The sequence below is a fragment of the Streptomyces sp. NPDC048659 genome (genome assembly GCF_040650575.1).
In the GTDB taxonomy this organism is placed as follows: domain Bacteria; phylum Actinomycetota; class Actinomycetes; order Streptomycetales; family Streptomycetaceae; genus Streptomyces.
Window position 1 is genome coordinate 163,257 of sequence record NZ_JBEZHM010000004.1, and the last position, 12,689, is coordinate 175,945.

The 12,689-nt window shown below is 74.9% G+C and carries 12 protein-coding genes; 1 reads left to right on the plus strand and 11 read right to left on the minus strand.

Features of this window, described 5'->3' with window-relative positions:
- Positions 1–152 precede the first annotated feature (152 nt).
- The 4 genes from AB0C99_RS05230 to bldG form a co-directional block, all read right to left on the minus strand.
- Positions 153–776, minus strand: a complete 624-nt coding sequence (locus AB0C99_RS05230) for a small secreted protein (protein ID WP_362469495.1) — start codon at positions 774–776, stop codon at positions 153–155.
- Positions 777–941: 165 nt separating this feature from the next.
- Positions 942–3,332: a sodium-translocating pyrophosphatase gene (locus AB0C99_RS05235; RefSeq protein WP_362469498.1), complete on the minus strand. Its 2,391-nt coding sequence runs from the start codon at positions 3,330–3,332 to the stop codon at positions 942–944.
- A 230-nt stretch (positions 3,333–3,562) separates the two neighbouring features.
- A complete protein-coding gene (locus AB0C99_RS05240) occupies positions 3,563–4,021 on the minus strand; it encodes an ATP-binding protein (RefSeq protein WP_362469500.1) in 459 nt (152 codons plus the stop codon).
- 34 nt (positions 4,022–4,055) lie between these two features.
- Positions 4,056–4,409: an anti-sigma factor antagonist BldG gene (gene bldG / locus AB0C99_RS05245; RefSeq protein WP_046910178.1), complete on the minus strand. Its 354-nt coding sequence runs from the start codon at positions 4,407–4,409 to the stop codon at positions 4,056–4,058.
- Between the two features lie 79 nt (positions 4,410–4,488).
- Here bldG and AB0C99_RS05250 point away from each other — a divergent pair, with 79 nt between their 5' ends.
- Positions 4,489–6,969 (plus strand): DEAD/DEAH box helicase, encoded by a 2,481-nt coding sequence (locus tag AB0C99_RS05250; RefSeq protein WP_362469503.1) that lies wholly within the window; start codon positions 4,489–4,491, stop codon positions 6,967–6,969.
- On the opposite strand, the gene AB0C99_RS05255 is transcribed toward AB0C99_RS05250, so the two are convergent.
- The 7 genes from AB0C99_RS05255 to ssd all read right to left on the minus strand — a co-directional run bounded on the left by AB0C99_RS05255 (position 6,908) and on the right by ssd (position 12,183).
- Complete coding sequence (locus tag AB0C99_RS05255; protein ID WP_362469506.1) at positions 6,908–7,630, minus strand: Rv3654c family TadE-like protein; 723 nt, start codon at positions 7,628–7,630, stop codon at positions 6,908–6,910. The genes AB0C99_RS05250 and AB0C99_RS05255 overlap by 62 nt on opposite strands.
- The gene (locus tag AB0C99_RS05260; protein WP_362469509.1) at positions 7,516–7,875 is read right to left on the minus strand and encodes a TadE family type IV pilus minor pilin; all 360 of its coding nucleotides are present in this window, start codon (positions 7,873–7,875) and stop codon (positions 7,516–7,518) included. The genes AB0C99_RS05255 and AB0C99_RS05260 overlap by 115 nt, the downstream gene beginning before the upstream one ends.
- A complete protein-coding gene (locus tag AB0C99_RS05265) occupies positions 7,862–7,999 on the minus strand; it encodes a DUF4244 domain-containing protein (RefSeq protein ID WP_362469717.1) in 138 nt (45 codons plus the stop codon). Before AB0C99_RS05265 ends, AB0C99_RS05260 begins: the two co-directional genes overlap by 14 nt.
- A gap of 281 nt (positions 8,000–8,280) precedes the next feature.
- On the minus strand, positions 8,281–9,039 hold the full coding sequence (locus AB0C99_RS05270) for a type II secretion system F family protein (protein WP_362469512.1): 759 nt from the start codon (positions 9,037–9,039) through the stop codon (positions 8,281–8,283).
- Complete coding sequence (locus AB0C99_RS05275) at positions 9,036–9,911, minus strand: type II secretion system F family protein (protein ID WP_362469515.1); 876 nt, start codon at positions 9,909–9,911, stop codon at positions 9,036–9,038. The genes AB0C99_RS05270 and AB0C99_RS05275 overlap by 4 nt, the downstream gene beginning before the upstream one ends.
- Positions 9,912–9,970: 59 nt before the next feature.
- A complete protein-coding gene (locus AB0C99_RS05280) occupies positions 9,971–11,143 on the minus strand; it encodes a TadA family conjugal transfer-associated ATPase (protein ID WP_362469518.1) in 1,173 nt (390 codons plus the stop codon).
- Positions 11,140–12,183: a septum site-determining protein Ssd gene (gene ssd, locus AB0C99_RS05285; protein ID WP_362469719.1), complete on the minus strand. Its 1,044-nt coding sequence runs from the start codon at positions 12,181–12,183 to the stop codon at positions 11,140–11,142. Before ssd ends, AB0C99_RS05280 begins: the two co-directional genes overlap by 4 nt.
- Positions 12,184–12,689: the final 506 nt, after the last annotated feature.

Consider the following 12,689-nt stretch of genomic DNA (forward strand, 5'->3'; position numbering starts at 1 on the left):
GCCACGCGGGCGCAGGACCTTGCCGGGCGCCCGTACGCCCGATCGCACCGGCCCAGGACACGCCGAAGGACCGGCCCGGCGTGGTGCGCCGGACCGGCCCTCGTCGTACCCGCGTGCCCGCGGCCCCGCGTACCCGCGGCCCCGCCGACGCGCTACGGCTTGGCGGAGGCGGTGGCCTTGGTGTCGGGCGTGGAGCCGGCCTTCGGCGAGCCGGAGGTGCTCGGCTTGGCGGAGCCCTGCGGGGTCTGACAGCTCGGCTGCTTCGCCATGGCCTGTCCGAGCTCGCCGGCCTGGAGCTTGGCGACGGCGTCCTGGTCCATGTTCTGGATCTTGCCGAGGCCCTCGGAGACGGCCTTGAGGCCGTCCGCGAACTTCTGCTGGTTCGACGTGTCGAGCGCGTCGACCTGCTTCTTCAGGCCCTCGTACGCCACGGCCGTGGCGTTGAACTGCTTGATCGCGTCCTGCTGGATCTTCTCGCCGTTGTCGACCGGCGGCGCTCCCGCGCTCTCGACGGCCTTGGCCAACGCGCGGTCGGCGGCGGCGATGTCGGCGAACGCCTTCGAGTCGGCGGCCTTGATCGTCTCGGGCTTGCCGTCGGCGGCCGTGGAGATGATCAGCTGGTTGGCGTCGGCCCGCTTCTGGATCTGCGGCTGCGCCTGGTCGCAGAACGTCTTCGCCCAGTCGTTCACCTTGTCGCCCTTGTCGTCACTGCAACCCGACAGCGCGAGCACCAGTACCGCACCGCAGGACAGCGCGGCGGCTAGCTTCTTGTTCACCGGATCGGTCCCTTCCAAGGCTCTCGGCCCCGGAACATACACGCCGTACGGATGACTTCCACCGATCGTGCGACCGATTCATCCAATATTGCAGCCTTTTACACCAAGGGGACAGGGGCGGAGGTCACGTCAGATCCCCACCTCACCGCCCACCTTGACCGAGCGTCACCGAATCACGGTGGCGCCATGGGAGGACCCGTCCCGCTCCGCAGGACCGCCCTCCACGGCCACCGAGCGCCGCTTGGAGAACCGCACCGCGCCCACGATCACCAGCAGCGCCAGGACGGCGATCAGGGCGCGCAGACCGGCGCTGGCGCCGTCCCCGTAGCTGAACCGCACCACGGCGGGCGCGATCAGCAGCGCGACCAGGTTCATCACCTTCAGGAGCGGGTTGATCGCGGGCCCCGCCGTGTCCTTGAAGGGGTCGCCGACCGTGTCGCCGATGACGGTCGCGGCGTGCGCCTCGCTGCCCTTGCCGCCGTACAGGCCGTCCTCGACCAGCTTCTTCGCGTTGTCCCAGGCGCCACCGGAGTTGGCGAGGAAGACGGCCATCAGCGCGCCGGTGGCGATGGCTCCGGCGAGGTACGCGCCGAGCGCGCCGACACCCAGCGCGAAGCCGACGGCGATCGGCGCGAGGACGGCGAGCAGCCCGGGTGTGGCGAGCTCGCGCAGCGCGTCCCTGGTGCAGATGTCCACGACCCGCCCGTACTCGGGCTGTTCGGTGCGGTCCATGATCCCGGGGTGCTCGCGGAACTGCCGCCGCACCTCGTAGACCACGGCGCCGGCCGAACGCGACACGGCGTTGATGGCGAGCCCGGAGAACAGGAAGACGACGGCGGCGCCGAGCACCATCCCGAACAGGTTGTCGGGCTGCGAGATGTCCATGGAGAGGGTCGTGGACACACCCGCGGAAAGACCCGTGGTGAGACTCATCTCACCGGCCTTGGAGCCGACTTCGGCGACCGAGGTGGCGATCGCGTCGCGGTAGGAGCCGAAGAGCGCGGCGGCGGCGAGCACGGCGGTGGCGATGGCGATGCCCTTGGTGATCGCCTTGGTGGTGTTGCCGACGGCGTCGAGTTCGGTGAGGACCCGCGCCCCGGCGCCCTGGACGTCGCCGGACATCTCGGCGATGCCCTGGGAGTTGTCGGAGACGGGACCGAAGGTGTCCATGGCCACGATCACCCCGACCGTCGTCAGCAGCCCCGTACCGGCGAGGGCGATGGCGAACAGCGCGAGCATGACGGAGCCGCCGCCGAGCAGGAACGCCCCGTAGACGGCGAGGCCGATCAGCAGCGCCGTGTAGACGGCGGACTCCAGGCCGATCGAGACGCCGGCCAGGACGACGGTGGCGGGGCCGGTCAGCGAGGACTTCCCGATGTCCCGGACCGGGCGCCGACCGGTCTCCGTGAAGTAGCCGGTGAGCTGCTGGATCAGCACCGCCAGCACGATGCCGATGGCGACCGCGACGAGCGCCAGGACCCGCGGATCGCCCGCGTGGGCGGGGATGGCGGGGTCGGTGACGCCTTCGAGGTCGGCGTAGGAGGACGGCAGGTAGGCGAAGGCGGCGATGCCGACGAGCACCAGCGAGATCAGGGCGGAGAGGAAGAAGCCCCGGTTGATGGCGGTCATCCCGCTGCGGTCGGCGCGCCGGGGGGAGACGGCGAAGATCCCCGCCATCGCGGTCAGGACGCCGATCGCGGGCACCATGAGCGGAAAGGCGAGGCCCTGGTCGCCGAAGGCGGCCATGCCGAGGATCAGGGCGGCGACGAGCGTGACGGCGTACGACTCGAAGAGGTCGGCGGCCATGCCCGCGCAGTCGCCGACGTTGTCGCCCACGTTGTCGGCGATGGTGGCGGCGTTGCGCGGGTCGTCCTCGGGGATGCCCTGCTCGACCTTGCCGACGAGGTCGGCGCCGACGTCGGCCGCCTTGGTGAAGATGCCGCCGCCCACCCGCATGAACATCGCGATGAGCGCGGCCCCGAGCCCGAAGCCCTCCAGGACCTTGGGCGCCTCGGCGGCGTAGACGAGGACGACGCAGGAGGCGCCGAGCAGGCCGAGGCCGACGGTGCACATGCCGACGACGCCACCCGTACGAAACGCGATCTTCATCGCCCGGTGAGCCACATCCGTCAGGTCCCGTTCCGGTTCCCCGGGCCCAGGGGTGGCGTCCCGGGCCGCGGCGGCGACCCGCACGTTCGCGCGGACGGCGAGCCGCATCCCGAGATACCCGGTGAGCGCCGAGAAGAGCGCGCCCACCAGGAAGAACAGCGACCGCCCGGCCCGCTGCGACCAGTTGTCGGCGGGCAGCAGGAACAGCAGGAAGAACACGACGACGGCGAAGACGCCGATGGTACGGAGCTGCCGGGCGAGATAGGCGTTGGCGCCCTCCTGCACGGCCGCCGCGATCCGCCGCATGGCTTCCGTGCCCTCACCGGCCGCCATCACCTGCCGGACCAGGATCCGGGCCACGGCCAGCGCGGCGAGCGCCACGGCCGCGACGACGCCCACGATGACGCGGTTCTCCTGAGTGAGCACCGCGGCTGCGAGACCCGCCATTCGTCCTCCTGACGTACGCGAGGCCAAGACAGGGCGGAGTCTAGGAAGAAATTCCCCCCAAAAATGGACAACAGCGACAGACGTACGGCCGAACGCGCTAACGCGACCCCCCCAGCGACCTCCCTCCAGTCCCCCGAGAACAGCGAAGAGGCCCTGCACAAGGCAGGACCTCTTCGTCGTACTACGTCTGAGCACTGCGGGTACGCGCGACGCGTACGTACCGCCGCGGATCAGGCGAGGGCGGCGTCCGGGTTGGCGGGCCAGCTCATGCGGATGGTGCCGCCGTCCTCGCCGGCGCTCACCTCCACGTCGTCGACGAGCCCGCGGATCACCGCGAGGCCCATCTCGTCCTCACCGTCCGCGTCGTCGAAGTCCTCGGCCGGGGCCGCGTCCCGGGCCCCGGGCACACCGGCGGCGTCGGCCGCCGCCACACCCGCGCCCGGCACCTCGTCGCCGACCTCGATGGAGAAGGTCTTCTCCTCCTCGGTCAGCACGACCCGGACGGGGGTGGTGACCCCGTTGCTGCGGTGCAGCCCGACCGCGCGGGAGCACGCCTCGCCCACGGCGAGTCTGACCTCGTCGAGGACCGCCTCGTCGACCCCGGCCCGGCGGGCGACCGCGGCGGCCACGAGACGGGCCGTGCGGACGTGCTCGGGCTGAGCGCTGAAGAGGAGTTCAACGGTGGCCATGAGATCCCCCTGGGGTCCTGGACGGCTACACGGATCAGTCGGCCGCGTTGACGGCCTCTTCGACCGAGGTGTGGATCGGGAACACCTTGGTGAGTCCGGTGATCCGGAAGATCTTCAGGATGCGCTCCTGGTTGCACACCAGACGCAGCGATCCCTCGTGCGCGCGCACGCGCTTCAGACCGCCCACCAGCACGCCGAGGCCGGTCGAGTCGAGGAAGTCCACGCCTTCCATGTCGACGACCAGGTGGTAGCTGCCGTCGTTCACCAACTCGACCAACTGCTCGCGCAGCTTGGGCGCGGTATACACATCAATCTCGCCACCGACCTCGACGACCGTGCGGTCGCCAGACGGGCCGGGCACAGTGCGAGTCGAGAGAGACAGGTCCACGGGTCCTCCAGCACCTAGCTATCGAGCGGCCGTCCCTCGGAACTCCCGTGCGGAGTCACGGGACGGAACGCCGGCCGCGATGGCATTCAATCACTTACCGACTGCCATGCACGACGCCTTGGAAGCATTGTCCGTCACGCCGGTGACACACTCGATGCCGATGGCCAAGAATCACCGCCCCCGCAGACCCGCCGGGGAGACGGGCAACCGCCCCTCTCCCGGTCAGGTGCTCGACCGGCTCTCCACAGGCGAGAGCCGGGCCGCGCGCATCACCCATACGGAGCATCTGCCCGCCAGGGAGGGCCGCCATGCCGTCTGGCCGCACCGCATCCGCGCGGAGGTGATCGACGCCGTCCAGACCGCCGGGATCGAGCACCCCTGGGCCCATCAGGCCGAAGCGGCGGAGCACGCCCTGGACGGCACGTCCGTGGTGATCGCCACAGGAACCGCCTCGGGCAAGTCGCTCGCCTATCTCACCCCCGTCCTCTCCACCCTCCTGGACGGCGCCGAGGCCGCCAACGGACGCGGCGCCACCGCCCTCTACCTGTCCCCCACCAAGGCGCTCGCCGCCGACCAGCGGCGCGCCGTACGCGAGCTCGCCGCCCCGCTCGGCAACCGGATCCGGCCCGCCGTCTACGACGGCGACACCCCGGTCGAGGAGCGCGAGTGGGTCCGCCAGTACGCGAACTACGTGCTCACCAACCCCGACATGCTGCACCGGGGCATACTCCCGTCCCACCCCCGCTGGTCCTCCTTCCTGCGCTCCCTCCGCTACGTCGTCATCGACGAGTGCCACACCTACCGGGGCGTCTTCGGCTCCCACGTCGCCCAGGTCATCCGCCGGCTGCGCCGCGTCTGCGCCCGGTACGGGGCCGATCCCGTCTTCCTCCTCGCCTCGGCGACCTCGGCCGACCCGGCCCGCGCCGCCACCCGCCTGACCGGCCTGCCGGTCACGGAGGTCTCCGACGACGCCTCCCCGCGCGGCGAACTGGTCTTCGCCCTGTGGGAGCCGCCGCTGACCGAGCTGCACGGCGAGCAGGGCGCCCCGGTCCGGCGCACCGCCACCGCCGAGACCGCCGACCTGCTGACCGACCTGACCGTCCAGGGCGTGCGCTCGGTCGCCTTCGTACGCTCCCGGCGCGGCGCCGAGCTGATCTCGGTCATCGCGCAGGAACGCCTCGCCGAGGTCGACCGCTCCCTGGCCCGCCGGGTCGCCGCCTACCGGGGCGGCTACCTGCCGGAGGAGCGCCGCGCCCTGGAACGCGCCCTGCACTCGGGCGAGCTCCTGGGCCTGGCCGCCACGACCGCCCTGGAGCTGGGCGTGGACGTCTCGGGCCTGGACGCCGTCGTCATCGCCGGCTACCCGGGCACCCGCGCCTCCCTGTGGCAGCAGGCGGGCCGCGCCGGGCGCTCGGGCGAGGGCGCGCTGGCGATCCTGGTCGCCCGCGACGACCCGCTGGACACCTTCCTGGTCCACCACCCGGAGGCGATCTTCCAGCGCCCGGTGGAGTCCACGGTCCTGGACCCCGACAACCCGTACGTCCTCGCCCCCCATCTCTGCGCCGCCGCCGCGGAACTCCCCCTGACCGAGTCCGACCTCGCCCTCTTCGGCCCCGCCGTGCCGGACCTCCTCCCCCAGCTGGAGTCGGCCGGCCTGCTGCGCCGCCGCTCCACCGGCTGGTACTGGACCCGCCGGGAGCGGGCCGCCGACCTCACCGACATCCGGGGCGGCGGGGGCAGCCCGGTCCGGATCGTCGAGACCGGCACCGGCCGGCTGCTGGGCACGGTCGACGAGGCCGCCTCACACGCCTCCGTCCACGAGGGCGCCGTCCACCTCCACCAGGGCCGCACCTACCTCGTCCGCGAACTCGACCTCAAGGACTCCGTCGCCCTCGTCGAGGAGGCCGCCCCGCCCTACTCGACCACCGCCCGCGACACCACCTCCATCTCCGTCCTGTCCACCGACACCGAGATCCCCTGGGGAGCCGGCCGCCTCTGCTACGGCTCCGTCGAGGTCACCAACCAGGTCGTCTCCTTCCTCCGCCGCCGCCTCGTCACCGGCGAGGTCCTCGGCGAGACCAAACTGGACCTGCCGCCCCGCACCCTGCGCACCCGGGCCGTGTGGTGGACGGTCACCGAGGACCAGCTCGATGCCGCCCGGATCAACCCCGAGATCCTCGGCGGCGCCCTGCACGCCGCCGAACACGCCTCCATCGGCATGCTGCCGCTCTTCGCCACCTGCGACCGCTGGGACATCGGCGGCGTCTCCGTCCCGCTCCACCCGGACACGCTGCTCCCGACGGTCTTCGTCTACGACGGCCACCCCGGCGGCGCCGGCTTCGCCGAACGCGCCTTCCACACCGCCCGCGCCTGGCTCTCCGCGACCCGCGAGGCCATCGCCTCCTGCGAGTGCGACTCCGGCTGCCCGTCCTGCATCCAGTCCCCCAAGTGCGGCAACGGCAACGACCCCCTCCACAAACGAGGCGCGATCCGCCTCCTCACCGAACTCCTCCGCGAGTCCCCGGAACCGCCCCCGGAGGAGACCGCCCCTTCCCCGTGACCCGGGACGGAGCCGAGGGCCCTGGGAGGTCCGCGATCCCGGCCCGAGCCGAGGGCCCCGGGAGGTCCGCCCGCTGGGCGGGTCCCGCCGAGAGGCCCTGGGGGCCTTGGAGGCCACGGAGTCCCTGAAGCCCTCCGAGACCCGGCAGCCCTGGTTGGCCAGATAGCCCCGGCAGCCCCGGTAGGCCAGATAGGCCCGGTAGGCCCGGTAGGCCCGGCAGCCCAGCCGGACCGGCTCGGGAGGCGGCTTCGGTGGACCAGGGGCCGCTGGTCGCCCGGGCCGTGACGTCCGCGATGTCCTCGCGGACCCGGCAGCCGACCACGGTCGCCCCCTGCGCCTCCGCCACCCGGACAGCGGCGGCGCAGGCGTCGCCCTCGCCCCACAGGGCCCGATCGGCTGCGGCGAGGGCCGCCAGGTCCGCCGCCCCGCCCGCCCGGTGCCGGGCCGTCACCGCCTGGCCCAGCGCGAGCACGGCCCCGAACACCACACACAGGGCGCAGGCCGCGAACGCCGTCCACACGGTCGCCGAGCCCCGGTCGCCGCCCCTCACGGCACCATCGCCTCCCCCACCGCGTCCTCGGCCAGCGCCGCCGCCCCGGCCCGGAGCGTCAGCCCCAGGCCGCCGGGACCGGGCGCCGGGGCCTCCACCGTGACCCTCCACAGCTCGCCCGAGCGGGCCACCGTGACCCGGGCCCCGTCCGGGGCGGCGGCCCGTGCCGCAGCCTCCGCCGCGGCCACCGGCTCGGACCGGGCCACCGCCCGCGCCCCGGCCCGGGCCGCGTCCACGCACCGGATCTGCGCCCCGGCCGCCCCCAGGGCCCACAGCAGGGTCGCCGTGAACAGCACCAGCGCGGGCAGCGCCACCGCGGTCTCGGCGGTCACCGAACCCCGGTCAGAACGGCGCATCGAGAGCCCTCCCGATCACCGATTCCAGTGCTTTCGTGACCGCCCCGCTGGTCAGCACCTTGTACAGCACGGCCGCGAACGCCGCCGCGGCGATCGTCCCCATCGCGTACTCCGTCGTACTCATCCCCGCGTCCCGGCGCACCGCCTCCCGCCGCACCCGCCACCAGCCCCGCAACACCGCCCAGCAGGCACCGAGCCGCACCACCGCCCGCCCCTCCAAGAGGGGCGCCTCGGCCCCCGTCACCGTCGTCGTCACAGTCGTCGTCGGCATCCGCATCGTGTCCGTCTCCTCGTCCTTCGTCGGTCATCGGCCATGAGCCATGTGTCGTCGGTTGTCGTTGTCGGTCACCAGTCGTCCAGTCGCACGCGCCGATCTCGCCGGTCGCCGCACCCCCCGCCCCGGCCTCAGCCGCCGCCCAGGAGCCCGGTCGCCAGGCCGATGACCACCGGGGCCACCCCCACCGCCAGGAAGGCGGGGAGGAAGCAGAGGCCCACCGGTGCGGTGATCAGGACCTGCGCCCGCTGGGCACGGACCGCCGCCGCGCGGGCGCGGGCCGCGCGCAGGCTCTCGGCGTGCCGTGCGACCGCCTCGGCCGCGGGCGCCCCGGAGGAGGCGGCCCGCTCCAGGCAGCGGGCCAGGCCCTCCGCGCCCGGCAGCGCGCCGAACCTCCGCCACACCTCCGCCGGTTCGCCGCCCAGCCGCAGCTCGGCCGCCGTCCGGACCAGGCTGTCGCCGACGGGCCCGCCCAGGGACCGGCCCACCGCTTCCGCCGCCTCCCCCGGGCCCGCCCCGGCGGAGGCGCAGGCCGCCAGCAGATCGGCCGCCAAGGGGAGCCGGCGGGCGGTCTCCGGATCCTCCGGCGTTTCGCCCGCCACCTTGCGGGCGCGCAGGCGCCTCAGCAGCCAGGCCGCCCCGATCCCGGCGACGAGGCCCGGCACCCCGCCGATCAGCACGTACCCGCCCACCCCCGCCGCCCCGGGCCCGGCCCAGGCCCGCAGCCGGGGCGGCGGCCAGGAGCGGCGCGGTCGGGCCGGTCCCGGATCCGGGCGGGTCGTCGCCAGCAGCGCCGCGCCCCGGTGGCGGAGCCGCCGCTCCCGGCGCCGGTCGGCCACCGTGCCCGCCGCGAGCGCCAGGGCGCAGAACAGCGCGAGCACCGCCGTCACGGCTCCTCCCCGCGCCGCACGATCCGGGTCGCCCACCACAGGCCCAGGGCTTCCAGCGCCCCGCCGACGGCCAGGCAGCCGAGGCCGGCCGGAGTGTGCAGCAGCACCCGCAGGGGCCGGGCCCCGAGGGCCGCCCCGAGGCCGAGCCCGGCGACCGGCAGCACCGCGAGGACCGCGACCGTCGCCCAGGCCCCGGCCAACTGGGCCCGCAGCCGCTCCCGCTGGTCCCGGTGGGCCCTCAGCGCGGCCTCCAGGCGGTCGAGCCCGGCGGCCAGTCCCGCACCGCCGTCCACGGCCACCTGCCAGCAGGCCGCCAGCCCGGCGAGCCCGTCGGCCCCGTCCTGCCGCGCCGCCCGCCGCAGTGCCCGGGGCACGTCGCCGCCGAACCGGGCCGCGGCCAGCACCGCCGCCTCCTGGGCCCCCAGCGCCCCCGTGGAGCGGGCCGCGAACGCGAGCGCCTGCGCGGGCTGCCAGCCCGCTCTCAGCTCGCCCGCGACCGCCCCGCACAGGGCCGCCACGCCGTCGGCGCGCGCCTCCCGCTCCCGCCACTCCCGGGCCGCCCGCAGCCGCCGCCCCACCAGCGGCACCGCCGCCGCCCCCGCGAGCAGGGGCAGCACCGAGGCGCCGACCAGCGCCAACAGCCCCGCCAGGGGCAGGCACAGCCATTCCGGCCGCCGCCCGGCCAGGTCCCGCCACCGCCCGAAGGCCGCAGGCCACCGGGCCTCGCCTCCGCCGGGCAGCGCCAGGACCGACCGGGCCCGGTGCAGCGCCCGCCGCCGCTCGGCCGTCCACCACAACGCGCCGCACACGCACAGCGCCGCCGCGCCGTGAACCGCGATCCCACCCGCGAGCCCGCCCGCGATCTCCGTCATCCCCGGTACCCCCGCGATCCCCGTCATCCCCGGCGCCCCCGTGATCCCCGTGATCCCCGTCAACACGTCGCCTCCCCCTCCGTCATGGCCGTTCCGATCAGCGACCGCAGCCGCTCCCAGCCCCGCTCCCGGCGGAAGCCGTCCGCCGCCCAGCGCAGCGCGGGCACCGTCACCACCAGCCCGTCCCGGTCCCGCGCGAGGACGTGCACCTCGGCGACGCGCCGCTGCCCCTCGCGGTCCCGCGCCAGGTGCAGCACCACCGAGAGCCCGGCGCCCAACTGGCTGTGCAGGGCGGCCCGGTCGAGCCCCGCCGCCGTGCCGAGGGCCTCCAGGCGGGCGGGGACGTCGGCGGCGGTGTTGGCGTGGACGGTGCCGCACCCGCCTTCGTGGCCCGTGTTGAGCGCGGCCAGCAGATCGACCGCCTCCGGGCCCCTGACCTCGCCGACCACCAGCCGGTCCGGCCGCATTCGCAGCGCCTGCCGCACCAGGTCCCGCAGGGTCACCGCACCGGCCCCCTCCTGGTTGGGCGGCCGGGCCTCCAGGCGCACCACGTGCGGGTGGTCGGGGCGCAGCTCGGCCGAGTCCTCGGCGAGGACGATCCGCTCCCGCTCGCCCACCAGGCCGAGGAGCGTGGACAGCAGGGTCGTCTTGCCCGAGCCCGTACCCCCGCTGACCAGGAAAGAGACCCGGGCCTCGACCAACGCCCGCAGCAGTGGCGCGCCGCCCGGCGGGACGGTGCCGGCACGGGTCAGCTCGGCCACGGAGAAGGCGCGGGGGCGCACCACGCGCAGCGAGAGGCAGGTCGAGCCGACCGCGACCGGCGGCAGCACGGCGTGCATCCGGGTGCCGTCCGGGAGCCGCGCGTCCACCCAGGGCCGGGCGTCGTCGAGCCGGCGTCCGGCGACGGCCGCGAGCCGCTGCGCGAGCCGCCGTACCGCCGCCGCGTCGGGGAAGCGCACCCCGGTCCGTTCGAGTCCGGTGCCCCGGTCCACCCAGACCCGGTCGGGCGCCGAGACCAGCACATCGGTGACGCGCGGGTCGGCGAGCAGCGGCTCCAGCGGCCCGGCGCCGATCAGTTCGCTCCGCAACTCCTCGGCCGCGCCCAGCACTTCGGCGTCGCCGAGCAGGCGTCCCTGGGCCCGCAGCGCCGCGGCGACCCGGGCCGGGGTGGGTTCGGCGCCGCTCTCGGCGAGCCGCTGCCGCACGGCTTCGAGGAGCCCCGCCCCGCTCACGCGGCACGCTCCGGCGTGAGGACCCGCTCCCAGAAGGCCGTGCAGAAGCGGCCGAGTCCGCCCCGGGCGTCGGCGCCGGGCGGCGGGTCGCCGTCCCGGGCCGCCGACAGCCCCGGGTCGTAGGGGAGTTCACCGGCGAGGGGGAGGCGGAGGGCGTCGGCGATCCAGCGGTCGTCGAGCCCGGGGGCGTACGGTCCGCGGACCACGGCGCGCAGGTCCCGCAGCACCATGCCGACCGTCGACGCGACCCGGTGCGCGGCGGCGACCGCCCGCAACTCGCCGGGGACCAGGAGCAGTCCGAGGTCGAGCTGGGCGAGGGCCTCGGCGACGGCTCCGTCGACCCGGCGGGGCAGGTCGACGACGACCACTCCGCCGCGCCTGCGGGCGGCGGCGAGCACCGAGCGCATGGCCGCGGGCGGCACGGTGACGGAGTCGCCCCGGTCCCAGCTGAGCACCCGCAGCCCCCGCACCGAGGGCAGGGACTCCTCCAGGGCTCCGCCGGCCAGCCGTCCCTTCGAGGCGGCGAAGTCGGGCCAGCGCCTGCCTTCCTCGCGCTCCCCGCCGAGCAGCACGTCGAGTCCGCCGCCGAGCGGGTCCCCGTCGACGAGGAGGGTGCGCCGTCCGGCCCGCGCGGCGCCGAGGGCGAGGGCGCAGGCGAGGGTCGAGGCCCCGGCGCCGCCGCGTCCGCCGATGACGCCCACGGTCAGGGCCTGCCTGCCGGTCCCCTCGGCCGCGTCGGCGATGCGGTCGACGAGCCGGGTCTCGTCACCGGGCAGGGTCAGCACCTCGTCCGCGCCGAGCTCGACGGCGCGCCGCCACACTCCCGGATCGTCGGGGTCGCGGCCGACGAGCAGCACGCCCTGCCTGCGGGTGGCGCCCCGGCAGCGGGCCGCGGCGTCGTCGCCGACGAGGACGAGCGGCGGATCGGTCCAGCCGCCGCGCTCGGGCACCGTGTGGTGCACCTCCGCCTCGGCGCCCGCCGCGGCGCACAGCCGCAACAGGTCGTCGAGAAGGGCGAGGTCCTCGGTGACGATCAGCAGCCGCGGAGCCTTGCCCCCACCGTCCGACCCGCCCGGCCCGCCCGGCCCGTCCCGCCCCGGCCGGCCACCCTCACCCAGACCCCGGCCCCCACCACGGCGCTCCCGCCCCACCTCTCCACCCGAACCCAAGCCCGACCCCGACCCCGAACCCGAGCCCGAGCCCGAACCGGCGCTCTCCCGCCTTCCGGAAGCCTTCGATCCCTCCACGGCGTACACCCCTCACGTGAATCCTGCGGTCCGCGGAGTTCGCGGACGGAATCACGGTGACGCCGACTCGGAAATCGTGTGGATCTTGCTCGAAAACTGTGGATAACCCGGGGCTTGTGAATAACTTCGTCACCCAAACCGGGACTGTCCGGAGCGCACCGCTCCGACTACGCTGAGTAGCGAAATCGGGATGCGAGGGTCCGCCCGGCCCTCGCCGGGGCACGGACCGAGAGGAGGCGCGAAAGTAGTGGAACGGCGGACCAAAACATGTCCGGACATGCGACGACCCCAGCCGGGGG

Bases quoted from the DNA above. Each gene is read 5' to 3' on its own strand.
- AB0C99_RS05235 (WP_362469498.1), bottom strand. From the start codon at position 3,332: ATGGCGGGTCTCGCAGCCGCGGTGCTCACTCAGGAGAACCGCGTCATC.
- AB0C99_RS05240 (WP_362469500.1), bottom strand. From the start codon at position 4,021: ATGGCCACCGTTGAACTCCTCTTCAGCGCTCAGCCCGAGCACGTCCGC.
- AB0C99_RS05250 (WP_362469503.1), top strand. From the start codon at position 4,489: ATGGCATTCAATCACTTACCGACTGCCATGCACGACGCCTTGGAAGCA.
- AB0C99_RS05260 (WP_362469509.1), bottom strand. From the start codon at position 7,875: ATGCGCCGTTCTGACCGGGGTTCGGTGACCGCCGAGACCGCGGTGGCG.
- AB0C99_RS05265 (WP_362469717.1), bottom strand. From the start codon at position 7,999: ATGAGTACGACGGAGTACGCGATGGGGACGATCGCCGCGGCGGCGTTC.
- AB0C99_RS05275 (WP_362469515.1), bottom strand. From the start codon at position 9,911: ATGACGGAGATCGCGGGCGGGCTCGCGGGTGGGATCGCGGTTCACGGC.